Raw genomic sequence first — 24,035 nt, forward strand, 5'->3', positions numbered from 1 at the left:
AATGGTATAGATCGTCAACAGAGACAACGCTCGCCGAAGGCATCACGACCATGATCACATCGCAACAAATCCGCGCCGCCCGCGCCCTGCTCGGGCTTTCGCAAGATGAGGCTGCGGCGCTCGCCGGAGTGGACCGCGAGGCGCTTGGGCGGGCAGAGGCCGAGGCGGGCGAGCGCGACTTCGCCGTTGCCGATGCGCTTGAGAAGGCTTTCGGAAAGAAGGGAATCGCCTTCATCGAGGATGGCGAGAACGGCGGCGGCCCCGGGGTCCGCCTCACCCACTCCGTCGATCCCTGCGACGGCATTCGACCGGAAGATCTCAACGCGACGAATGACGACTGACACACGCTCGGCTTTCATAGGTCCGGGCGGGTGATCAGGCCTTTTTCTGCCATCGCCCGCCCTCGCCCTGCTGCCAGTAGGTCAGGCTGTGGTCGCCCTGACGCAGCGCCTTCCACTGGGCGCGGGCCCGGGTCAGCTCGTCGCCGTCATGGCCGTCGAACATCACCACCACGCGGCTGTAGTCCCCGACATCACGTACCTCCGCCCCCTCGACAAAGAAGCGGATATCGGCCCGGTTCGCGTTGTTGCCCGCTGTCGTCAGCAGCACCGGCTGGGCTTCGCTGTTGTCTTCCGCGTCAGTCCCGTGCGGAATGAAACTGTCGGCGCGAAAGGTCCACAAAATGCCGTCGAGCCGGTCGCGCTCCGCCTCGCTCGCCGTCTGGATCGCGACCCGCCAGCCGCGCTCCAGGCTTTTCTCGACGAGGGGCGGCAAGGCGGCTTCGCGCAGGGATTCCGTCAGATGATAAAACAGGATCTCCGTCACCGGGCAGCCCTCCGCACTCAGCCGCGCGTCTCGTAATGGCTGCGGACCAGTTCGTCGAGCAGGCGAACGCCGAAGCCGGAGGCCCAGCCGCGGTTAATCTCGCTCTTCGGCGCGCCCATGGCCGTTCCGGCGATGTCGAGATGCGCCCATGGCGTCTCGCCGACGAAGCGCTTCAGGAACTGCGCCGCCGTGATCGAGCCGGCATAGCGCGAGCCACCGGTGTTGCGCATATCCGCGAACCGGCTGTCGACCATGCGGTCATATTCCTCGCCGAGCGGCAGGCGCCAGATTTTTTCGTCCGTCGTATCCGCCGCCTTCGCCAGTTCGGCGCTGAGCCCGTCGTCATTGGAAAACAGCCCGGCACGGTGGGCGCCGAGCGCCACCATCACGGCGCCGGTCAGCGTTGCCAGATCGATCATGAAGCGCGGCTTGAAGCGCTCGTTGCAGTAATAGAGCGCATCGGCCAGCACCAGACGGCCCTCGGCATCCGTGTTGATCACCTCGATCGTCTGCCCGGACATCGACGTGACGATATCGCCGGGGCGCTGGGCATTGCCGTCCGGCATGTTTTCGACGAGGCCGAGGATGCCGACGGCGTTGACCTTGGCCTTGCGCGCGGCCAGCGTGTGCATCAGGCCGATGACGGCGGCCGCGCCGCCCATGTCGCCCTTCATGTCCTCCATCGAGGCCGCCGGCTTGATCGAGATGCCGCCGGTGTCGAAGACGACGCCCTTGCCGACAAAGGCGATCGGACGCTCGTCGGTTTCGCCGCCATTCCACTCGATGACCGCGAGAAAAGGCGGGCGCACGGAGCCCTGGGCAACGCCCAGCAGCGCGCCCATGCCGAGCTCCCGCATCTTTGCCTCGTCCAGGAGTTCAACCCTGGCGCCCAGTGATTCGAGTTCCCTGGCCCTATCGGCAAATTCGCGGGGGCCGAGAATATTGGCCGGCAGATTGACCAGCTCGCGCGCCAGCAGCACGCCCTCGCCGACCGCGCGTTTCTCGGCAAAGGCCGCCTCGGCGGCCTCGGGCTCGGCGGTGACGACCTCGACGGCGATTTCCTTCGGCTCGTCATCCTCGTCCCGGTCGATGGTCTTGAACCGGTCAAAGTTGTAGCCGCCCAGCATCATGCCAAGCGCGAATTCGGCGATATGGCCGGTGAGCGCCGGAACCCCGCCGGCCTCCGCATAAACCACAAGCGCGCCGGTCTTGGGCGCGTGGCTCGCGGCCTTTCCGCCGGCCTTGAGGTAGGCGTTCGCGACAAGTCCGTCGGCCTTGCCGAGCCCGAGCACGATGATGCGCGCCGCTTCGCTGCCAGCAGGCGACACGAGGTCGAGCGCGGTTGCGGGCTTGGCCTTGAAGCCGGCGGTCGCGGCGGCCTTCCGGTAAAGCGAATCAATCCCGCCAAGCGCCTCGGAACCGGCCGGAGCGCCGCCCTCCGCGGCAAGCGTGATGACCGTCTTGTCAGTGATATCTGCCGTTTTCACAAAGGAAATCGAGAATTTCATAGTCAGTGCTCCGGTGTTTCGGGAATGCGCGTCGCAGTTTTGCCGTCAGGTTGTAGCAAAGGAAATCTACCCCTTGTTAACGCAACGGGTCGAGAACGGTTGACCCCGTCCTCATAACACTTAAAACCACCAAATAGGAAACGTCGTGCTTCATGCATGACGAACGAAACCGGATGACCCGCATTTGCCAAGTTCCAGACCGAAAAGATGGCTGACAGACTCATCCGGTCGCCTTGGCGACTTGCCGCCGCTCAAGGCGGCGTTCGTCATTCTGTTTGCCCTGTGGTGGCTGATCCTCCTGTTCTTCTATCTGTTCCCCGGGGTTGACATCGGCGCCTCGCGCTTCTTTTTCAGCCAGACGCATTGCGCCACCAGCACGCCGGCAGACGTGGTGTGCGGCAGTTTTCCGATCGCCCGCGACGCGGCGCTCGGCCTGCTGCGCGATCTGATCTTCTATCTGCCGATCGTCCTCGGCGTGGGCATTATCATCCGTTTGTTCATGGCCTGGTCGCACCATGGCGCGACCTATGACGCCCGCCTTGTCAAACGGCTGCTGGCGGGCCTCACCGCCCTCATTCTTGGCCCCGGCATCCTCGTCAATCTCATCCTCAAGGAGCATTCGCACCGGCCGCGGCCGCGCAACACCGATCTGTTCGGCGGCGATCTGAGCTTCGTGCCGGCCGGTGATTTTTCAGGCGCCTGCGGCTCGAACTGCTCCTTCATCTCCGGCGAAGCGGCGGGCGCAGGCTGGCTTTTCTGCTATGCCGTTTTTCTCGTGCCGGACCGGTTCAGGCTTCTCGTCTCGCCGCCGCTGATCGCGCTCGCCCTGGCCTCGCCCGCCATGCGGCTCGCCTATGGCGGCCACTATCTCTCAGACGTCATTCTCGCCTGGCTGGGATCGGTCGTCGTCTTCACAGGAACACTTTATTTTTTCACCAGAAAGGAAACGGCAAGCATTGCGTGAGCGGATTTCCCGCGCCCGACAGGCCTGAACCTGCATGAAGATACTGGAACGCTACATTCTGGCCCGCGTGGTCCGCCTGTTCCTGGCAACCCTGTTGCCGGTGCTGGCGATTCTGTGGCTGACGCAGGTGCTCGGCCGAATCAACCTCGTGACCGACAGCGGCCAGTCGATCCTCTCCTTCCTGACGCTCGCCACGCTGATATTGCCCACCGTCATCCCGACCGTGCTGCCCTTCGGCCTTGTCCTCGGCGCCGCCCAGACGCTGACGACGATGAACAATGATTCGGAGCTGGCCGTCATCGACGCCGCGGGCGCCCATCGTTCGATCATCTACCGGCCGATCCTGATCTTTGCCGTGGTTCTCTGTGCCTTCTCCTTCGTTCTCGACAATTACATCGAGCCGAAGTCGCGCGCCGAAGCGCGAACGCTGATCGCCTCAGTCTATGCCGACCTGCTGTCCACGGTGATCGAGGAAAAGACCTTCCGCGAAATCGAGGACGGGCTCTACATCCAGATATCGGAACGGCTTTCGGGCCGCGTGCTCAAGGGACTGTTCGTCGCCGACTACCGCGAAGCTGACAACTCGTACATCTATTATGCCCGCGAAGGCGCGGTCGACGAAAGCGGAAGCCAGCTGATCATGAAGAACGGCCAGGTCCAGCGCGAGGACGAGACCGGCAACGTCTCCATCGTCCAGTTCGACTCCTACAGTTTCGACCTGTCGGAACTGACCAGCGACCGCAGCCAGGCCTCGCGCAAGGCGACCGACCGCAGCCTGGGATTTCTGCTCAATCCCGATCCCGAAGACCCGGACTACAGGGCCAATCCCGGCGCCTACCGCGCCGAACTGACGCGGAGACTGACCGACTGGTCGCTGCCGCTGATCTACGCGATCTTCACCATCGTCATCGTCGGCGATGCGCGTTCGCACAGGGAGCGGCGCATCCCGCCCATGGCGACCGCCTTCGTGCTGACGCTGATTCTGCGGCTCATGTCACAATTTTCGACAAACCGCGCCGAAAGCGAGGCGCTGTTCGTCCCGATTTCCTATGGCATCGTCATCGTTCTGTTTGCCGCCGGCCTGGTTCTCCTGCTGAAGCCGAGACGGGCCCGCAGGAATGCGAGCCTGCTTGAGCGGGTCTATGCCGCTTCGAATCGTCTCCTCGGTCGACGCGCCCGCAATGACGGAGGCGCGGCATGATCTTCTCCGTTCTCGGTCGCTATTTCTTCACGCGCTATCTGATAACGGTCGGCTGGTTCTTTTTCGGCGTGATCTCGATCATCTACCTGATCGACTTTTCCGAGGTCATCGGCAACATCTCTGTCGAGGCCGGCCAGGGCACGACGGACGCGATGCTGATCACGGCGCTGCGCCTGCCCTATATCCTGCAGCAGACGGTCCCCTTCATCGCGCTGTTTTCCGCCATGGTTGCCCTGATCGCGCTCAACCGTCGCAACGAACTGGTCGTCACCCGCTCCGCCGGCATTTCCGTGTGGCAGTTCATCATGCCCTTCGTCATCGGCGCGGCGCTGCTCGGCGCGGCAAGCGTCGTTGCGCTCAATCCGCTTGCCTCCTGGACCCAGAAAAAGGCGCTCGGGCTCGAGGCGATCGGCCATGGCCAGGACCAGACCGTGCCCTGGCTGCGGCAGCTGACCGACGGTCAGGATACGATTATCGGCGGCCGCGGCATCGCCGAGAGCGGAACCGAACTCCTGCAGGCCGTGGTGATCTACTTCGATGATCAGGGCGCGCTCTTCAAACGCCAGGACGCCGAAAGGGCCGTGCTCAGCAATGGCTGGTGGACGCTTTACGACGTGACCGAAACCGAGGTCGGCGAATTATCCACACATCGGGACGAGGTCCGCGTCAAAACCAATCTCGACGAGCAGTTCGTCCAGCAGAACCTCGTCCAGCCAGACCTTGTGAGCATTTTTGCACTGCCGAGACAAATTGACCTCGCCCGCCAGTTCGGAATTTCGTCAAAAGCTTTGGAAACGCAGTATAACTATTTGTTATCCCTACCTTTCCTTTTGGTGGCGATGACCCTTATCGCAGCCACGGTCTGCCTTAAGTTTTCGCGCTTCGCGCAGTCTCCGGCCGTTATTTTGGGTGGAATCCTGTCCGGCTTTCTGCTTTATGTGACGAGTGTTCTTGTAAAGGCGTTTGGCAGCAGCGGAGTTTTGTCGCCGCTTCTTGCGGCCTGGATTCCGGTGGTCGTGGCGATGGCTTTGGGTCTGACGATATTACTGCATCAGGAGGACGGTTAGTGTCCCGGCGAGTTACGAGTAAATTGGGCCTTGCCGGGCTTCTGGCGCTTGCCAGCGCGCTGACTCCGGTCAGCCTGCTGGCACAGACGGCAGCCTCCCCGAGCATTGAGGAAGACTACGGTATTTCGGTCCCTGACGATGATTCGGGGCCGATGCTGCTGACGGCCAACGAACTCGTCTACAATCACGACACCCAGATGGTTTCCGCCGTCGGCGGCGTGCAGATATATTACGCCGGCTATCGCATGGTCGCCAACAGGGTGGAATATGACCAGAAGGCCGGCCGGATGATGGCCTATGACGGGATCGAGGTGATCGACCCCGACGGCAACCGCCTGAGGGCCGAAAAACTCGACGTCACCGACGACTTCGCCAACGGCTTTCTCGACGCCATCAGCGTCCGCACGCCCGAAGACATCGCCATAGCCGGCGAGCGGGCCGAACGCATCGACGGCACAAAGATGGTGCTCGAGAACGGCGTCTACACGGCCTGCATTCCCTGTGCCGAAAACCCGGAGAAGCCGCCCTTCTGGCAGATCCGCGCCCAACGCGTCATTCAGGACGGCGAGACCCGCACGGTCAGGCTCGAAAGCCCCCGATTCCAGCTCCTCGGCCATACGATCGCGGTCCTGCCGTCGATCACGGTTCCCGATCCGAGCGTGAAGCGCAAGCGCGGTTTCCTTTTCCCCTCAATGAGCATTGGCGAGAATCTCGGCGTCGGGTTTTCCCTGCCCTATTACATTCCGATCTCGCCCAGTTCCGATGTGACATTCACCGGAACGGGCTATACCGAACAGGGTTTCCTGCTCGAGGCGGAATACCGCAAGCGTTATCGCAACGGCCAGCACACGCTGCGTTTCGCCGGCATCGACCAGATGGGCAGCGACCAGTTTACCGGCGGCACGACCGATGCCGAGGTGAACGGGCGCGCCATGATCGCCTCCACCGGCCAGTTCCAGATCAATCCGCGCTGGGTGTTCGGCTGGGACGCGATGGTCCAGAGCGACAACAATTTCGCCCGCACCTATTCCATCGACGGCCATGACGACAAGATCTTCAACAACCAGGTCTATCTTGAGGGACTTGGCAAACGCAGTTCGGTTTCGATCAAGAGCAATTATTTCGACGTCCAGGACGCCGACAGCGAGGATGCCGCCGAAAGCAAGCAGGCGATCGTGGTGCCGGTCATCGATTATGACTATATCGCGCCCGAGCCTGTTTTCGGCGGCCAGTTGTCGGTCACCAACAATCTGACCAATATCGTGCGCCGCAAGAACGACGTCGTGCCGACAAGCGTCAATGACCGTTTCCTCGGGCTGAAGGGAAACAGCACGCGCCTGACGAGCGAGGTCGAATGGGAGCGGACGTTTACCACAGACGGCGGCCTGCAGCTCAGCCCGCTGCTTGCCGCCCGCGCCGACGGTTACCTGCTGAATGTCGATGATCCGAACCGGATCAACAACGGCGCCTATACCTATGCCGGCAATTTCGTCGATCAGGACGCCGCCGCCCGCGCCATGGTCACCGCCGGCCTGGAGATGAACTATCCGATCCTGATGACCAACAGCTTCAGCTCGCACATCATCGAGCCGATCGGCCAGGTTTTTATCCGTCCGGACGAGCAATATGCGGGCGGCCTGCCGAACGAGGACGCGCAGAGCTTCGTCTTCGATGCGCTGACCCTGTTCGAACGCGACAAATTCTCGGGATATGACCGGGTCGAGGGCGGCACGCGCGCCAATATCGGCTTGCGCTACCGCGGCGTCTACGATTCAGGCGTGCTGGTCAACGGACTTTTCGGCCAGTCGTTCCAGCTCGCGGGCAAGAACTCCTTCGCCTCCCCCGACCTGGCGGGCGTCGGCATCGATTCCGGTCTGGAATCGAAACGCTCCGATTATGTCGGCGCAGCCTCGGTTTCCTTCCCCTTCGGCATTTCGCTCACGGGCGGCGCGCGCTTCGATGAGGAAGACTTCACGTTGCAGCGGACGGATTTCGGCGTCGGCTACACGTCGCGCTGGTTCGACACGGCGCTCGACTACACCAATATTCTCGCCCAGCCGGGCTACGCCTACAATGAGCGCAACAGCGAGATCAAATCGACAAGCACCATCCGCCTCAACGACAATTGGGGCGTCTCCGGCTCGCTTACCTATGACCTGGCCAACAATGTCCTGACCAATCGCTGGGTCGGCCTGACCTATGAAGACATCTGCACGATCTTCTCGATCACCTATAAGGAAGACTGGGACAACAACAATCGCGCGGCCGTCGACTGGACGATCGGCGCGCGTCTGACCTTCCGCACGCTCGGCGACATCGTCATCGGCAGCGACTCCTTCAATTGAGCCGATAAGCCTCTCCGATCCGATCAATGCCTTGCTTTTGCCCCTAAAATGGACAAAACATTGCCATCGGGAGATGGGCATGGATCGCGAAATTACATGTCCACGAATGAAACAGACAGTTTATGGCACCACGCCTCGGGAGGGGCGGCAGACCGGCGCTCGGCCCGCAGTCCGGGAAGGCTGCGCCCTGCCGGACAAGGCCGGACAAGGTGTCGCGCCGGGATCTGACGGCGCACGAGGCTGTTGAAAGGAAAGAACATGACTGCCGCAAGATTTTCAGTGACCGCCTTTGCCGCCGCCATGATCGCCACGGCAGGCATTGTCAGCGCCGCGCCGCAACCGGCCTTCGCCAGGACCGTCGACATTGCCGTCATCGTCAACAACGTTCCGATCACCAATGACGATATCGCCAAGCGCCGCAATCTCCTGCGGCTGATGGGCACCAAGGGCAATCTCAACGAGAAGGCCCGCGAGGCGATGATCGACCAGGCGCTGAAACAGTCGGAGATCGCGCTTCGCAACATGTCGGTCACACAGCCGGAGGTGGACGAAGCCTTCGCCAATTTCGCCAACAGCAACGGCATGTCCGTTGCCCAGATGAGCAGCGTTCTTGATCAGGCCGGCGTCGGCGTCGATCACTTCAAGTTCTACATCGCCGTCTCGATGAGCTGGGGCCAACTCCTGCGCGCGCGCTACGGCGGTAACTCTCTCCTGCCGGAAGACCAGTTCATTGCCCAGCTGGAAGAGGCGGAGAAGGAAGGCAAGAAGCCCGAGACCACCGAGTATATCCTGAAGCGCATCGTATTCGTCGTGCCGCAGAAGGAACGCGGCTCGCTGCTTGCCAAGCGCAAGCGCGAGGCCGAGGCCGCACGCTCCAAGTTCCCGGGATGTGACCAGGCGATCTCGTTCGCCGCGACAATGAACGACGTGACCGTTCTCGACTACGGGCGCTTCCTGGAGCCGCAGCTTCCGGCCGAGTGGAAAGACGCGGTCACAAAGGCCAAGGGCGATACGACATCGGTGCAGACCACGCCCTTCGGCGCGGAGTTCCTCGCCATCTGCGAGCGCAAGACAACCTCCGACGATTATGCCGCGCGCCTCGTGCTTAGCGCCGAGGAAGACTCGGCCGAAGTGGACCGTGACAACGAGAGCGAACAATATATGGAGGAACTGAAGAGCAAGGCCCAGATCGTCACCCCGGGCAAGTCCTGATCGCCGCGGAATGATGGCTGATCTTCCCCTTGCCCTTTCCCAGGGTGACCCCGCAGGCATCGGGCCGGAGATCGCGCTCAAGGCCTGGTCCCGACGCCGTGAAACCGGGCTGCCGCCGTTTGTCTATCTCGGCGATCCGCGCATTCTGAAGGCCCGTGCGGCGATGCTGGGCATGGATGTACCGGTCGCGGTTTCGGCTCCGGAGGCGGCAGTCGACGCGTTCGGCTCGGCGCTGCCGGTTTTCGCCATCGACGCGGCGACGCCCGTTTCGCCCGGAAAGCCTGATCCGGCGACATCCTCCGGCACGATTGCCGCAATCGAAACCGGGGTGAAGCTCACCATGCGCGGCAAGACCGCCGCGCTCGTGACCAATCCGATCGCCAAATCGGTGCTCTACAGTTCAGGCTTCCGCTTTCCCGGCCATACCGAGTTTCTGGCCGAACTCGCGCGGCGCGAGACGGGAACGGAGTATCGTCCGGTGATGATGCTCGCCTGCCCGGCCCTGCGCGTGGTGCCCGTTACCATTCACATCCCGCTTGCCGATGTTCCGGGCGCGCTCGATCAGGCGCTGATCATCGACACGATCCGGATCACCGCGCGCGACCTCGCCCGGCGCTTCGGCATAGACGCGCCGCGCCTTGCCGTTGCCGGGCTCAATCCGCATGCCGGCGAGCAGGGCACGATCGGCCGCGAGGACGAGGAGACGGTGCGACCGGCGCTTGAGGCACTGCGGGCGGAAGGCATCGATGTCACCGGCCCGCTTCCCGCCGACACCATGTTTCACGCCAGCGCCAGGACGCGCTATGACGCGGCGATCTGCATGTATCATGATCAGGCGCTGATCCCGGTCAAGACGCTCGGCTTCGAGGAAGGGGTCAATGTGACGCTCGGCCTGCCCTTCGTCCGAACCTCGCCCGATCACGGGACGGCCTTCGACATTGCGGAGCGTGGCGTCGCCGATCCGAGAAGTCTCGAAGAGGCGCTGAAGCTCGCCGCACGGCTCGCGCGCGGTTCCGAGGACCGCGGATGAGCCAGATCGACGATCTGCCGCCGCTGCGCGAGGTTCTGGCCAATCACCAACTGAACGCGAAAAAGGCGCTCGGCCAGAATTTCCTGCTCGACCTCAACCTGACGCAGAAGATCGCCCGCACGGCCGGCAACCTTGAAGGCGCGCATGTCATCGAGGTAGGTCCCGGCCCCGGCGGGCTGACGCGCGCCATCCTCTCGCTCGGCGCGGAAAGGCTGACGGTGATCGAGCGCGATTCGCGCTGCCTTCCGGCGCTGGAGGAGATCGCCGGCCACTACCCGGGAAGACTCGAGATTATCGAGGGCGACGCGCTGAAGGTGGATTTTGCCGAGATCGGCGGCGGCAGGCCGGTGCGCATCATCGCCAATCTGCCGTACAATGTCGGCACGCAATTGCTGGTGAACTGGCTGCTGCCGCAAGACTGGCCGCCCTATTGGCAATCGCTGACGCTGATGTTCCAGAAGGAAGTCGCCCAGCGCATCGTCGCCGCGCCCGGCGACAGCCATTACGGCCGGCTCGGCGTGCTTGCCTGCTGGCGCACCGAGGCGCGCATCGCCTTCGACGTCCCCCCGCAGGCCTTCACGCCGCCGCCGAAGGTGACCTCCAGCGTCATCCATCTCACCCCGCGCGCGGAGCCGATCGCGGTTGAGGCCGCCGCGCTCGAGAAGGTTACCCAGGCCGCCTTCGGCCAGCGCCGCAAGATGCTGCGCCAGAGCCTCAAGGCGCTCGGCGGCGAGACGCTCCTGCAAAAGGCGGGTATCGACCCGACGCGGCGGGCCGAAACCCTCGCCGTCGCGGAATTCTGCACGCTCGCGCGCTGTCTCTGATCCGGCCTATTCGGACAGCAACGCTTCGACATGGCGGGGGATGACGCTCTCATATTCGCGTTTGGCCCGTTCCGCCCGCAGGATCGAGCGCACAAGGTCATAGGCGTCTTCAAGGTCGTCGTTGACCACGACATACTCGTAGTCGCGCCAGCGCGAGATCTCGCCGGTCGCGTTTTTCAGGCGAACCTCCATCGCGGCCTTGCTGTCTTCCGCGCGCGCCATCAACCGCTCCTTCAGCACCTTCATCGAGGGCGGGAGCACGAAGATGCCGACGACATCGCGCGGCAGGGCCTGTTTCAGCTGTTCGGCACCCTGAACGTCGATATCGAACAGCACATCGCGGCCTGCGGCAAGCGACGCCTCGACCGACGCGCGCGGCGTGGCGTAATAGTTGCCGTGAACCTCAGCCCATTCGAGAAACGCGCCCTCATCGCGTCTGGCAATGAACGCGTCAGGCTCCAGGAAGAAATAATGCACGCCTTCCTGCTCGCTCTTGCGGCGCGCCCGGGTCGTTGCGCTGATCGACAGATCGATCAGCGGGTCTTCGGCAAGCAGCCGCCGCGCGATCGTCGACTTGCCCGCGCCGGACGGGGCCGCCAGAACCAGCATGATCCCGCGTCGGTTTACAGCATTGCTTTCTGCCATGGCTCTACTCCAGATTCTGTATCTGCTCGCGAAACTGATCGATGACCGTCTTCAGCTCCAGCCCCGCCGCCGTCACCGCGACGGCGTTCGACTTGGAACAGATCGTGTTGGTCTCGCGATTGAATTCCTGCGCCAGGAAATCAAGCCTGCGCCCGCATGGCCCGCCCTGTTGCAAAAGCGCACGCGCAGCTTCGACATGGGCGTTCAGCCGGTCGATTTCTTCCTGCAGGTCGGCCTTGGTGGCGAGCAGCACCGCCTCGGCGTAGAGCCGGTCCGCGTCGAGCGCGGGCGCGGCCTCCACCAGTTTCGCCACCTGCTCGGAGAGCTTTTCGGCAATCGTTGACGGAGAGCGGGAGGGGTCGCGCGCAATCGTTGCCGTCAGCGCTTCGATCCTGTCGATCTGGCGGGAGAGAACCGCGACGATCTTCTCGCCCTCATCGCCGCGCATGGCCGCCAGCCTGTCGAGCGCGCGATCGAGATCATCAAGGATCATGCGGTCGCGCGTTGCGATTGTCTCCTCGCTCTCCTCGACCTCGCGGAACTCGGCAACCCCGCGCATGCCGAGAAGGCCCTCCATGGTGAGCGGCCTGTCGTCAACGGCATCGCCGAGGCGCGCCTTGAGGTCGAGCACCGCCTGCAGCGCCGCCTCGTTGACGGCGAGTTCCAGCCTGCTCTCGGCAAGGGCGATCGACAGCGCCACCTGGACATTGCCGCGCGACAAACGGCCGGAGAGACGCTTGCGCACGTCACTCTCCAGATGATCGCTGCCCTGCGGCAGCCGGAGCCTGAAATCGAGCCCCTTGCCGTTGACGGAACGAAGTTCCCAGGACCAGCGATAGCGCTGCCAGTGCCCCTCGCTGCGGGCAAAGCCCGTCATGGATTGCGGCTTCATGTCTTCCCCTCTCGGCTCCGGCCCGGCAAACGAGGCCGGGCCATCGCGGCGCAAACTACAGCATTTTCCGCCCGGCGCTAAGCCGGGTCCTCCGACGGAGCGTCAATTCGCGCCCTGCTCGGCTTCGAGCCTGCGCCAGCGGCGAACATTTGCATTGTGTTCGTCGAGCGTGCGGGCGAAGGCATGCCCGCCGGTGCCATCGGCGACAAAGTACAGGTCTTCGGTACGGGCCGGGTTTGCCACCGCCTCGAGCGCCGCCCGGCCGGGATTGGCGATCGGCCCCGGCGGCAGGCCGTTGATCCGATAGGTGTTGTAGGGCGTTTCCTTGTCGAGATCCGACCGGTAGATCGGCCTGTCGGAAGGTTTGCCCTCGCCGCCGAAAAGACCGTAGATCACGGTCGGGTCCGACTGCAGCCGCATGCCCCGCTCCAGCCGGTTGAGGAAAACGGCTGCGACCTGCGGCCGTTCGGAGGCAATGCCCGTTTCCTTCTCGACGATCGAGGCAAGCGTGACGAAATCGTCCTTGTTGTCGATCGGCAGGCCCTGGTCCCGCTTCAGCCAGATCTCGTCGACCATGCGCTGCTGGCCCTCGCGCATCTGCTCGATGATCTCCGTGCGGTCCGTCCCCCGCGAGAAGCGATAGGTCTCCGGCATCAGCGTTCCTTCGGACGGCAGTTCCTCAGGCAGGTCTCCGCTCAGATTGGGATCGGAGGCCAGCCGGTCGAAGACCTGCCGGACGGTGAAGCCCTCGGGAAAGGAAATGCTGTAGAGAATGGATTTTCCCGATTCGAGCAGGGCGGCCACATCGGCCATGGAAGCGCCCGCCTTGATCTCATAATCGCCGGCCTTGAGGGTCTCGCCGTTTCTCAGATGGGCCGCCGTCACATAGCGGAAAATACGCGAATCGCTGACGATGCCGTTGCGCTCCAGATCCCTTGCAATGGTGGCAAGGCCCGCGCCGGCGCGCACGGTGAATTCCGCATTGACCGTCAGCGGACCGGGTTCATTGTAGCTCGATTTCGCGTAATAATAGATGCCGCCCACGGCCACCGCCGCAAGCACCAGCAGCGTCATCACGAAATTCAGGAATGTCACGAACTGGCTCTTGGCCTTTCTGGAACGCTGCACGGGCTCGGGGACGCGCTCCGGCCGCAATGCCTCCCTGGCGGATTTCGGCACGACCGGCCGGCGGTCGTCTCCCGCGTTCTCGCCGTTCTCACGCCCGTTTTCCTGGTCAGAACCGCGCACCGGTAACCTCTCAAACAAAAGTCCGGCCGCATCCGGAAGCGATGCGGCCTCACCATCATGACCTGCGGCAGCAAACCGCCGCTGCGGCGAACGATATCGAATCCAACGCCGAAGTCGTTGAACCTAGATAAAAAAACGGCCGCAAAATGTCAGCCGTTTCTTTTGTCCTTCCACAAGGCCTGACGGCGGGTCAGCCGTTATAGCGGCGCAGAACCAGCGAGGCGTTGGTGCCGCCGAAGCCGAAGGAATTCGACAGCGCCACGTCGATATTGCGCTTGCGCGCGACTTTCGGCACGAGATCGATCGGAGTCTCGCGCTCGGGATTGTCGAGATTGAGCGTCGGCGGCGCGACATTGTCGCGAATCGCAAGCGTCGAGAAGATCGCCTCGATCGCGCCGGCAGCACCGAGAAGATGGCCGGTCGCCGATTTGGTGGACGACATCGCCACCTTGCCGGCATCCTCCCCCAGAAGCCGCTCGACGGCGCCGAGCTCGATCGTATCGGCCATGGTCGACGTGCCGTGGGCGTTGATGTAGTCGATCTCGCCCGGCGCAATGCCGGCGCGCTTCAGGGCCGAGGTCATGCAGCGGAAGGCGCCTTCGCCGTCCTCGCTCGGCGCGGTGATGTGGTAGGCATCGCCGCTGAGCCCGTATCCGACCACTTCCGCGTAGATCGTCGCGCCGCGGGCCTTGGCGTGTTCGAGCTCTTCAAGGACTACAATGCCGGCGCCCTCACCCATGACGAAGCCGTCGCGGTCGACGTCATAGGGACGCGAGGCGCGCTGGGGATCGTCGTTGAAATCCGTCGACAGCGCCTTGCAGGCGGCAAAGCCGGCAAGCGACAGGCGGCAGATCGGCGATTCCGCGCCGCCGGCGACCATCACGTCCGCGTCGCCGAAGCCGATCAGCCGGCTGGCGTCGCCGATGGCGTGCGCGCCGGTCGAGCAGGCGGTGACGACAGAATGGTTGGGGCCGCGCAGCTTGTGGCGGATGGAGACCTGGCCGGAGGCCAGATTGATCAGGCGGCCAGGGATGAAAAATGGCGAGACCCGGCGCGGACCGCGGTCGCGCAGCGTGTATCCGGCTTCCACGATACCATCGAGACCGCCGATGCCGGACCCGATCAGGACGCCCGTCGAAATCTGGTCGTCATCGCTTTTCGGGTGCCAGTCTGCGTCGTTCAGCGCCATGTCGGCGGCAGCCATCGCATAGATGATGAAGGGGTCGACCTTGCGCTGTTCCTTCGGCTCGAGCCATTGATCCGCGTTGAACGTCCCGTCGCTGCCGTCACCCAAAGGGATCGAACAGGCAATCTTGGCCGCCAGGTCATCCGTCTCGAAAGCGGTGACCTTGGATGCGCCGTTCCTGCCTTCCAGCAAGCGCGACCAGGTGACCTCGGTTCCGCATCCCAGCGGCGTTACCATGCCCAGACCGGTGATTACTACACGCCTCATTGGTGGATCGCCCCTTTTCAGTTTTCTTTTCGCCTCCGGCGCCGTGACGGAACCGGGTCGCCGCCATCCCAGCAAAGCGGCATTTTCATCCTTCGGCCGAACCGGACAGCCAAGGCGGCCGGTCTTTACTGCCCGGCCAGCGGACAGACAAAATCTTCTGGCGCCGGCGACCGCCGGATCCGGCTCAGGATAAAAAAATGGCCCGTTTTACCGGGCCGATCAAGGCGGTATTCAGCAGAGCGCTGAAAAACCGCCCGGTGCTTCTGCGTCGATCAGGCCTGGGCCTTCTCGATAAACTTGATCGCGTCGCCGACGGTCAGGATGGAGTCGGCTGCATCGTCGGGGATTTCGACACCGAACTCTTCTTCGAAGGCCATGACCAGCTCGACAGTGTCGAGCGAATCTGCGCCCAGATCGTCGATGAAGCTGGCGCTTTCAACAACCTTGTCGGCGTCAACGCCCAGGTGGTCAACTACAATTTTCTTAACGCGTTCTGCGATATCGCTCATGTCGGTATCCTCGACCTGTCTCAAGTTCGATGGGATGCGCCAGGGCACCCCTTGAAGTTAACGCCGTCCTATCCCTCGCTTCACGAAGAGATGTGGCGGCAAACACGTGAACCAACGCCCACATTGGAAAAAACCGGCCCGCAGGACCGGATCATATCCGCTGGACTGTTCTTGGCAGTCCCGGCCCGCTTACCATGCTTTGTTCACGGCGCAAAGCCAAAAAAGCGCCGGTTTGCGGCGAGCGCGGGCATTTCAACCGCTCGCGTTCGCCAAAACGCAACCTTCGCTCAGACCATCACCATGCCGCCATTGACGTGCAGGGTCTGGCCCGTGACATAGCTCGCCTCGTTCGAGGCAAGATAGGTGACGGCGGAAGCGATGTCATCCCCGCTGCCCATGCGCTTCATCGGCACGGCGGAAAGAATGCCCTCCTTCTGCTTGTCGTTCAGCTTGTCGGTCATCGCCGTCTCGATAAAGCCCGGCGCCACGCAGTTGACGGTGACGTTGCGCGGCGCGACTTCCTGCGCCAGCGATTTCGAAAAACCAATCATGCCGGCCTTGGCGGCGCAGTAATTGGCCTGCCCCGGATTGCCGGTGACGCCGACGATCGAGGTGATGTTGATCACGCGACCGAAGCGGCGGCGCATCATCGGATGCATGATCGCCCGCGTCAGGACGAAGGCGGCCGTCAGGTTGACCTCCAGCACGCTTTCCCAGTCGGCATCGCTCATGCGCACGAACAGACCGTCCTTGGTGATGCCGGCATTGTTGACCAGAATGTCGATGCCGCCGAGGTCGGCCTCGGCCTTCTCGCCGAGCGCCTTGACGGCGTCGCGGTCGGAAAGGTCGGCGGGAAACACATGGGCGCGCTCGCCGAGATCGGCGGCCAGCGCCTCAAGCTTTTCCGCCCGCGTGCCGTGCAGGGCGACGGTCGCGCCCTGCCCGTGCAGCTGGCGGGCGATCGCCTCGCCGATGCCGCCGCTTGCGCCGGTTACGAGCGCCTTGCGCCCCGAAAGATCCAACATTTTAAAACCTCGTCCCGTATCTAGTCTTGCGTGAGGGTCCGCGCGCAGCGAACCAGTATCAATCGATTCAGCCCTTGATAGCCTTCAGCGCGCCGTCGATATCGTCCGGTCCGCCGACGGCAATGCCGTTGACCGAACGGTCGATGCGACGCGCCAGGCCGGTCAGCACCTTGCCGGCGCCGATCTCATAAAGCGTCTCGACCTGGTTGGCCGCAAACCAGCTGACGGTTTCGCGCCAGCGCACCCGTCCGGTGACCTGGGCGATGAGCAGGCTCGCGATCTCTTCCGGATCGGAAACCGGCTCGGCGCGCACATTGGCAACGACCGGCACCGCCGGCACGCCCTTGCGCACCTCTGCCAATGCCTCTTCCATGGCATCGGCGGCAGGCGCCATCAGCGAGGAATGGAAGGGAGCCGACACCGGCAGCAGCAGCGCGCGCTTTGCGCCCTTATCCGTTGCCAGCGCAACGCCCTTTTCAACGCCGGCCTTTTCGCCGGAAATCACCACCTGGCCGCCGCCATTGTCATTGGCGATCTCGCAGACGCCGGCCGAGGACGCTTCCTTGCAAACCGCCTCGACATCCTCGAAGGCAAGCCCGATGACCGCCGCCATGGCGCCCTTGCCCACCGGAACGGCCTTCTGCATGGCATTGCCGCGGATGCGCAGGAGACGCGCCGTGTCAGCCAGAGAAAATGTGCCGGCCGCGCAAAGCGCGGAATATTCGCCCAGCGAATGGCCGGCGACGTAGGAAATGTCGGCCTTCAGGTCGAGGCCTTCCGCCTCCAGCACACGGATCGCGGCGAGCGAGACCGCCATCAGCGCCGGCTGCGTATTGGCGGTCAGCTGAAGCTGGTCTTCGGGGCCTTCCCATATCGTGCGGGACAGTTTTTCGCCGAGCGCGTCATCCACTTCCTCGAAAACGAGCCTTGCGGCGGTGAATTCATCGGCCAGCGACTTGCCCATGCCGACGCTCTGGCTGCCCTGTCCGGGAAAGGTGAATGCGACTGTCATCTGCGGTCCCCCTGAGGCGATCATTCAATGTGGTTCGACGCGGTTCACCCCGGAGCCACGTCTGAAAGGCCTTCCATTTGACGTTTCGACCGCCGGTGTCAATAGCGGCCCCCCGCCATTCGCGGCTGAATTTGCGCGTGAAAATGCCGTTGGGCGCTTGCGCTGCGGCGCTATCCGGCTAAGTTTCCTCAAAACCCGCCATTTCAGTATTTCAGGTAATTTCATGAAAACCAATAGTTTGGGCCGCACCGGCATAGAAGTTTCGCAAATCTGCCTCGGAACCATGACATGGGGCACGCAGAACGCGGAGGCGGAGGCCCACGCCCAGATGGACTACGCCGTGGACAACGGCGTGAACTTCTTCGATACCGCCGAAATGTATCCGGTCACGCCGCTCAGCGCGGAAACCTATGGCCGCACGGAGGAATTTGTCGGTTCGTGGTTCGAACGCCGCAAGAAGCGCGACGACATCGTGCTCGCGACCAAGATCGCCGGCCCCGGCCGCCCGTGGGTGCGCGACGGCAAGCCGATCACCCCGCAGGCGATCCGCAATGCGCTTGACGCCAGCCTGAAGCGGCTGAAGACCGACTATATCGACCTCTACCAGATCCACTGGCCCAATCGCGGCCATTTCCACTTCCGCAATTCCTGGACATATTCTCCTTACGGCCAGGACCGCTACCAGAGCCATGTCGATATCGCCGAGACGCTCGACACGCTGGACAGGCTTGTGAAGGCCGGCAAGATCCGCGCCATCGGCCTTTCCAATGAGACGGCCTGGGGCACGATGCGCTATCTCAACCGCGCCGAACAGCACGACCGGACGCGCATTTCCACCGTCCAGAACGAATACAGCCTGCTCTACCGGCACCATGATCTCGATATGGCGGAACTTGCCTATTACGAGGATGTCGGCCTGCTCGCCTTCTCGCCGCTTGCAACCGGGCTTCTGACCGGCAAATATCTCGGCGGAAAGGTGCCGGCCGGTTCGCGCGCCTCGATCCAGCCGGAGCTTGGCGGCCGCCGCAAGCCGCAGCAGGAGCCGGCCGTGGAAGCTTATCTCGCCGTCGCCGAAAAGCACGGACTCGACCCGGCGCAGATGGCGCTCGCCTTCGTGCTGTCGCGGCCCTTCGTCACCGCCGCGATCATCGGCGCGACCTCGATGGAGCAGCTGAAGACCAATATCGCCGCCCACGAACTGACGTTGTCGGATGCCGTGCTGGAAGACATCGCCAAAGTTCACCGGCAATTCCCGATGCCGATCTAAACGATTCATCCGGCGGGACATTGTTTCCGCCCGACCGCGCCCCATATGCGGTCGCTGGGACGAAATTTTCGCCGGTTTACCAACCGGCTTGGCAGGGACAGGGACCGGAACTTGGACTACCTTTATATCGCACTCGGCCTCCTCGGACTTTATTTCGGCGCGGAATGGCTGGTCTCCGGCGCGGTGGCCACGGCGCGGCGGATCGGCATTTCACCCCTGATCGCATCGCTCGTCATCGTCGGTTTCGGCACATCGCTGCCGGAACTGCTGGTCTCGGTTCGGGCCGCTCTGTCCGGGGCGCCGGGCATCGCGCTCGGCAATGTCGTCGGCTCCAACATCGCCAATATCCTGCTGATCGTCGGTCTTGCCGCCGTCATTTTCCCGATTGCCGGCTGGGACCGCTCCGTCCGGCGCGATGCCGCGACCATGGTGGCCTCGGCCGTCATCCTGCTTTTCCTCGTGCAGTATCAGGTGATCGACCGCATTGCCGGCGTCGTGCTCCTGGCAATCCTCGCCCTTTATCTCCTGCGCACCTACATGTGGGCGCGCAGGACCGGCGCAAACCTGAATGACGACGTCGAAGTCGATGTCGACGCCATGCCGGTGTGGAAGATGGGCTTGCTGATCGTGGCGGGCCTCGTCGTTCTGCTTTTCGGCGCGGAATTCCTGATCCGCGGCGCGACCGAGCTTGCCGCCCATTTCGGCGTGTCGGATGCCGTTGTCGGGCTCACAGTCGTCGCCGTCGGCACCAGCCTGCCGGAACTGGCGACCGCCGTCGTCGCCGCCACCCGCCGCCATTCCGATGTCGCCATCGGCAACGTCACCGGCTCCTGCATCTTCAACACACTCTGCATCCTCGGCGCCACGGCCGCGATCGCGCCGCTGCCGGTCTCCGACGGCTTCGCCACGCTTGATGTGCCGGTGATGCTGGCAGCGAGCGTATTCTTCGCGGCAATGCTGTTTTTTGCAAAGACCTTTCACCGGGCGACGGGCGCTGCCATGGTCGCGGCCTACGCCGGATATATCGTATATCTGATCTAGAGCATCGGACGAGAAAGTGGTTACCGGTTTTTCGATAACCCGATGCGCCCAAACAAAGAAATGGAGCATCGGGGTTCAGATTGACCGCCCGATGATCTAGCGGCGAGGCCGCCTCATTCGATCATGGTCCCGCGGCGCGAAGCGCCTTTCTGGCGACAGCGCGGCGATCCGGCGCGCGGCACGAATGCTCGTTGACCCGCGCACCTACCATCCGGCCCCTCCGGTCTCTTTTCAAAGCCAAATAGGCTGCCTTTGGTTGACTCGCGCCTACTCGCGTGTTGGGAAGGGGCAGGATGGATGTCGCAGGACACTTCCGCCTGCGACGAGCAAAAAACCGGGGGGCGCCTGCTCGTGCACTTCAACAAGACCGTCATCATTTCGCTCCTTCTGTGCCTGCCGATCGGCGCCTGGGGCGTTCTCGCGCCCGAACAGATGGCGGCGAGCGTTCTGGGCTTCACCAGCTATTTCATGATCGGCGCCAGCTGGTGGTGGCTTGGTCTGTGTTCGGGTTTCGTGATTCTCGCCGCCTTTCTCGCCCTTGGCCCCTATGGCAACATCCGGCTCGGCAAGGACGACGAGAAGCCGGAATTTTCCTATTCATCCTGGATCGCGATGCTGTTTGCCGGCGGCATGGGCGCAGGGCTTCTCTTCTGGGGTGTTGCCGAACCGGTAACCCATTTCGAGAACCCGCCGGTCGGCGTCGGCGGATCGGCGGAAGCCGCGCGCCAGGCGCTCGTGATCACCAACCTGCACTGGGGTCTGCACGCCTGGTCGATCTACGGCGTGTGCGCTCTTGTCATCGCTTATTTCACCTTCCGTCTCGACAAGCCGCCGCTGATCTCGACGCCGCTGCGCGGGCTTTTCTCGGGCAGATCCGCCGAAGCTGCGGCAACGACGGCGGATGTCCTTGGCGTTGTTGCCGTTGTCTTCGGCCTTGCCGGTTCGCTCGCCATGGGCGCGCTGCAGGTGCGGTCCGGCCTGACGGCCATGTTCGACCTGCCGGAGGTCAACACGACATCGCTGCTGATCCTGGCAGTTCTCTTCCTGATGTACATGATTTCGACGCTGACCGGCGTCGAGAAGGGCATGAAGCTACTGTCCGACATCAACATGGCGCTCGGCCTCGCCCTGATGGCCTTCATCCTGATCTTCGGGCCGACCGCCTTCATCATGGAAACCTTCGTCACCACGATCGGCGCTTACGTTTCCCAATTCGTGAGCATGTCGTTCCGTCTGTTCCCCTTCGAGGGCGTAACCGAATGGTCGGCGAACTGGACGCTGACCTATCTGATCTGGTGGCTCGCCTGGGGGCCGTTCGTCGGCGTCTTCATCGCCCGGATTTCGCGCGGGCGGACGATTCGCGAGTTCTGTACGGGCGTGATCCTGATCCCGACGGCGTTCTCTCTGTTCTGGTTTGCCGTTTTTGGCGGCGCCGGCATCTATGTCGAGATGTACGGTCCGGGCGGGCTTGCCTCGGTCATCACCCAGGATGTCGCCGCCGCCCTTTTCACCTTTCTCGACTATTTCCCGTTCGCGAACGTCCTCAGCTTCGGCGCGCTCGTGCTGATCGTCATCTTTCTCGTCACCTCCGCCGACAGCGGCACATTCGTGCTTTCGATGATGACGACGAACGGCAACCTCAACCCGCCGTCGGCTTCCAAGATCGTCTGGGGCAGCATCGTCGCGATCATCACGGCGGCGACGCTTCTTGCCGGGTCCGTCGATGTCGCGCGGGCCATGTCGACGCTCGGCGCGATACCCTTTTCCGCGATCCTGATGCTGCAGATCGTGAGTTTCTTGAGACGACTCAGAAGCGATCCCTCACGCAGCGGGCCCGTTGAGGACCGCGCCGGCGAGGTGGCGTCATGAGAAGGCTGATCTCGCTTCTGATCGTATTCGTCCTCGCCGGCTGCGCGGCACAACCGGTGCGTATCGGCTCGAAAGACCTTGCGGAAAGCAGGATCCTTGCGGAGATGTTCGCCCTTCTGCTCGAAGAGGATGGCATCAAGGTCAAGCGCGTTCCGGCGCTGGGGTCGACCGGCATCGTCTTCCAGGCGCTCACCGATGACGACATCGACCTTTATCCCGAATACACCGGAACGGCGCTGGCGTTCATGGGAGCGCCCCGCATGGCTGACGCTGACGAAGCGTATTCGGTCGTCAACGGGCGACTTTCGGACAACGCGCTCGTCATGCTCGACCGTCTCGGCTTTGCAACGGATTATGCGGTTCTGACCCGCCCGGCGGTTGCCGCCGAGAACGGCCTTGAAACCATATCGGATCTGGCCGGACCCGATGACCGCATGCGCCTCGGCGTGATGCAGTCCTTCGCGGAACGCCCGCGCGACGGCCTCGAACCCTTCCTCGATCGTTTCGGCCTCTCCTTCGACACGGTCACGGTGTTTCCGGAAGCCGGACGCAACGATCTCTACGATGCCCTGGTCGAGCGCAGGGTCGATATCGTCGTCGGTCTGACGACCGATCCGGAGATCGTCGACTACAACCTGGTCGCGCTCGATGATTCGACCGGCTTTTTCCCGGTCTACGAAGCCGCGCCCCTGACATCGACGGCTGCGCTGGAGCGCCGGCCGGAGATCGCCGAGATCATGGCAAAGCTCGCCGGACGCATCGATGACGAGATGATGCAGACGCTCAATGCCGCCGTGCGCCTCGACGGCCGGCCGGTCGCCCGCGTTGCGCGGCGCGCGCTTTATGACATGGGCCTCGTCGAGAAGCCGCCGCGCGAACGCACGCCTCAGCTCGGCATCGCGATTGTGCCGGAGACCATTGGCACGGACTCCGCCATCGACGCCCTGCGCGCCGTGCGCGAGGCCATGCGCGGCCGCGACGTGAATTTCTTGGCCGATGACGCGCCGATCGACGCGCTTGCGGCCGATCGGGCCCGCCTGGCCTTTGCCCCCGCCGTCTCCGGGTTCGTCAGCTCGAACGGACGGATCGTCCGCGACGACCGGCTCGAGGCCGTCGCGGCCGTCGGCTCGACCTTCCTGCACGCGCTGTCGCTTGCCGACAATCCCGTCTCGCCCTTCGAAGCGGGCATCATCGCATCCGGGCCGGAAGGCTCCGCGTCGCATCTTCTGGCCACCGTCGTGGCAAGGACCGGAGGCAGGCAAGCCACGGTCCTGCCGCTTGCCGATGAACGCACCGGGACCGCGGCCTCAGCGCTTGAGAACGGCGATGCCGATGTCGCGCTCGTCTTCGCCACGCCGGGCCGCCAGGATGTGGCCGATCTTCTCGCGCAGGATGAGGCGATCACGCTTGTCGATGCGAATGGCTGGTGGGAAGGCGCGGCTCAGGTTCTGCTTCCGGTCATGCGCGAGGCGCAGATCAGCGCCGATACCTATGACGGAGTCGGGAAGGCGGTGACCACGCTCTCGACACAGCTCATCCTGTTCGGCCCGGCAGCGCCGGAACGCTTCCTCGTCGGACAGCAGGGTCCCGGCGCCTTCTTCGACGAACAGCGCCCGCTTCAGGATCGCAATGTCGAGGCGATCAACCGCAATCTCGGCCTGCATGCCGCCGTCGACCCCTATCTGAGGCGGGCCGCGGCGTTGACCCCGCAGGTCAATATCCGCGACGACCGCATCAACCCCTATCCAGGGCGCGCGATCCTGATGATCGTGATTCTCGCCTATCTCGTCTGGGTCATCTGGCTGTTCATCCGCCCGGAAAGGCCGGAGGAGCGGCAGTAGAGCGCCGTGCGTCCGTTCGGACGCACAAGGGCAAAGCGCTTGCCGGCCTCAATTCCGGGACAATGTCACCGGCTTTCAAATCTTCGCCGCGTCCGGCGCACCGGTTATGCCGGAGCGTGGCGGTTCAGTGCAGAAATGCTGTCTCTCGTTCCTCGGGCTCATCGGGGAATAGCGATACCAGATTGCTGCAAAACAGTAATTTCCGCGCCGGCGGCTTCTTCGACCCGAACCGACGCGATACCGCTCCGGTTCGTTTT

At 63.3% G+C, this 24,035-nt stretch carries 21 protein-coding genes; 12 read left to right on the forward strand and 9 right to left on the reverse strand.

The annotated features are described in order from the left end of the window. The first annotated feature begins 50 nt into the window (after positions 1-50). Positions 51-341, forward strand: a complete 291-nt coding sequence (locus AZF01_RS10320) for a helix-turn-helix transcriptional regulator (RefSeq protein WP_024709550.1) — start codon at positions 51-53, stop codon at positions 339-341. 34 nt (positions 342-375) lie between these two features. On the opposite strand, the gene AZF01_RS10325 is transcribed toward AZF01_RS10320, so the two are convergent. Both AZF01_RS10325 and AZF01_RS10330 read right to left on the reverse strand, forming a co-directional pair. Next, positions 376-825, reverse strand: a complete 450-nt coding sequence (locus AZF01_RS10325) for a DNA polymerase III subunit chi (RefSeq protein ID WP_024709549.1) — start codon at positions 823-825, stop codon at positions 376-378. Between the two features lie 17 nt (positions 826-842). After that, entirely contained in the window at positions 843-2,339 is a 1,497-nt protein-coding gene (locus tag AZF01_RS10330) for a leucyl aminopeptidase (protein ID WP_024709548.1), read from the reverse strand. Between the two features lie 235 nt (positions 2,340-2,574). Between AZF01_RS10330 and AZF01_RS10335 the strand changes: the two genes are divergently transcribed. The 7 genes from AZF01_RS10335 to rsmA all read left to right on the forward strand — a co-directional run bounded on the left by AZF01_RS10335 (position 2,575) and on the right by rsmA (position 10,976). Then, entirely contained in the window at positions 2,575-3,297 is a 723-nt protein-coding gene (locus AZF01_RS10335) for a phosphatase PAP2 family protein (protein ID WP_024709547.1), read from the forward strand. Between the two features lie 34 nt (positions 3,298-3,331). Beyond that, complete coding sequence (locus tag AZF01_RS10340; RefSeq protein WP_024709546.1) at positions 3,332-4,498, forward strand: LptF/LptG family permease; 1,167 nt, start codon at positions 3,332-3,334, stop codon at positions 4,496-4,498. Further along, on the forward strand, positions 4,495-5,565 hold the full coding sequence (gene lptG / locus AZF01_RS10345; RefSeq protein WP_024709545.1) for an LPS export ABC transporter permease LptG: 1,071 nt from the start codon (positions 4,495-4,497) through the stop codon (positions 5,563-5,565). Before AZF01_RS10340 ends, lptG begins: the two co-directional genes overlap by 4 nt. A 152-nt stretch (positions 5,566-5,717) precedes the next feature. Next, on the forward strand, positions 5,718-7,910 hold the full coding sequence (locus tag AZF01_RS10350; protein WP_152534616.1) for an LPS-assembly protein LptD: 2,193 nt from the start codon (positions 5,718-5,720) through the stop codon (positions 7,908-7,910). Between the two features lie 258 nt (positions 7,911-8,168). Then, positions 8,169-9,122: a peptidylprolyl isomerase gene (locus AZF01_RS10355; RefSeq protein WP_024709543.1), complete on the forward strand. Its 954-nt coding sequence runs from the start codon at positions 8,169-8,171 to the stop codon at positions 9,120-9,122. 13 nt (positions 9,123-9,135) lie between these two features. Next, positions 9,136-10,152, forward strand: a complete 1,017-nt coding sequence (gene pdxA, locus AZF01_RS10360; protein ID WP_081725864.1) for a 4-hydroxythreonine-4-phosphate dehydrogenase PdxA — start codon at positions 9,136-9,138, stop codon at positions 10,150-10,152. After that, entirely contained in the window at positions 10,149-10,976 is an 828-nt protein-coding gene (gene rsmA / locus AZF01_RS10365) for a 16S rRNA (adenine(1518)-N(6)/adenine(1519)-N(6))-dimethyltransferase RsmA (RefSeq protein ID WP_024709541.1), read from the forward strand. Before pdxA ends, rsmA begins: the two co-directional genes overlap by 4 nt. 6 nt (positions 10,977-10,982) lie before the next feature. Here the strand turns inward: rsmA and gmk are convergent, their stop codons facing one another. From gmk to fabD, 7 genes are all read right to left on the reverse strand, one after another. Continuing rightward, complete coding sequence (gene gmk / locus AZF01_RS10370) at positions 10,983-11,621, reverse strand: guanylate kinase (RefSeq protein WP_024709540.1); 639 nt, start codon at positions 11,619-11,621, stop codon at positions 10,983-10,985. 4 nt (positions 11,622-11,625) lie between these two features. Further along, positions 11,626-12,513, reverse strand: coding sequence for a YicC/YloC family endoribonuclease (locus tag AZF01_RS10375; RefSeq protein WP_024709539.1), 888 nt, complete (start codon positions 12,511-12,513; stop codon positions 11,626-11,628). A gap of 102 nt (positions 12,514-12,615) precedes the next feature. Further along, complete coding sequence (mltG, locus tag AZF01_RS10380; RefSeq protein ID WP_371260698.1) at positions 12,616-13,692, reverse strand: endolytic transglycosylase MltG; 1,077 nt, start codon at positions 13,690-13,692, stop codon at positions 12,616-12,618. A gap of 259 nt (positions 13,693-13,951) precedes the next feature. Continuing rightward, positions 13,952-15,214 (reverse strand): beta-ketoacyl-ACP synthase II, encoded by a 1,263-nt coding sequence (fabF, locus tag AZF01_RS10385; protein ID WP_024709537.1) that lies wholly within the window; start codon positions 15,212-15,214, stop codon positions 13,952-13,954. 272 nt (positions 15,215-15,486) lie between these two features. Then, positions 15,487-15,723, reverse strand: coding sequence for an acyl carrier protein (locus AZF01_RS10390; RefSeq protein ID WP_018062986.1), 237 nt, complete (start codon positions 15,721-15,723; stop codon positions 15,487-15,489). Between the two features lie 287 nt (positions 15,724-16,010). Then, entirely contained in the window at positions 16,011-16,748 is a 738-nt protein-coding gene (gene fabG, locus AZF01_RS10395) for a 3-oxoacyl-[acyl-carrier-protein] reductase (protein WP_024709536.1), read from the reverse strand. 67 nt (positions 16,749-16,815) lie between these two features. Next, positions 16,816-17,760, reverse strand: coding sequence for an ACP S-malonyltransferase (fabD, locus tag AZF01_RS10400; protein ID WP_024709535.1), 945 nt, complete (start codon positions 17,758-17,760; stop codon positions 16,816-16,818). A gap of 223 nt (positions 17,761-17,983) precedes the next feature. Between fabD and AZF01_RS10405 the strand changes: the two genes are divergently transcribed. The 4 genes from AZF01_RS10405 to AZF01_RS10420 all read left to right on the forward strand — a co-directional run bounded on the left by AZF01_RS10405 (position 17,984) and on the right by AZF01_RS10420 (position 23,778). After that, positions 17,984-19,027 carry an aldo/keto reductase gene (locus AZF01_RS10405; protein WP_024709534.1) on the forward strand — a complete coding sequence of 348 codons (1,044 nt, stop codon included), beginning with the start codon at positions 17,984-17,986 and terminating at the stop codon, positions 19,025-19,027. Between the two features lie 111 nt (positions 19,028-19,138). Then, positions 19,139-20,068 (forward strand): calcium/sodium antiporter, encoded by a 930-nt coding sequence (locus tag AZF01_RS10410; protein ID WP_024709533.1) that lies wholly within the window; start codon positions 19,139-19,141, stop codon positions 20,066-20,068. 297 nt (positions 20,069-20,365) lie between these two features. Continuing rightward, on the forward strand, positions 20,366-21,937 hold the full coding sequence (locus AZF01_RS10415; RefSeq protein WP_244435601.1) for a BCCT family transporter: 1,572 nt from the start codon (positions 20,366-20,368) through the stop codon (positions 21,935-21,937). Then, positions 21,934-23,778, forward strand: coding sequence for a glycine betaine ABC transporter substrate-binding protein (locus AZF01_RS10420; RefSeq protein ID WP_024709531.1), 1,845 nt, complete (start codon positions 21,934-21,936; stop codon positions 23,776-23,778). Before AZF01_RS10415 ends, AZF01_RS10420 begins: the two co-directional genes overlap by 4 nt. The last annotated feature ends 257 nt before the right edge of the window (positions 23,779-24,035 follow it).

Source organism: Martelella sp. AD-3 (assembly GCF_001578105.1).
Classification (GTDB): Bacteria; Pseudomonadota; Alphaproteobacteria; order Rhizobiales; family Rhizobiaceae; genus Martelella.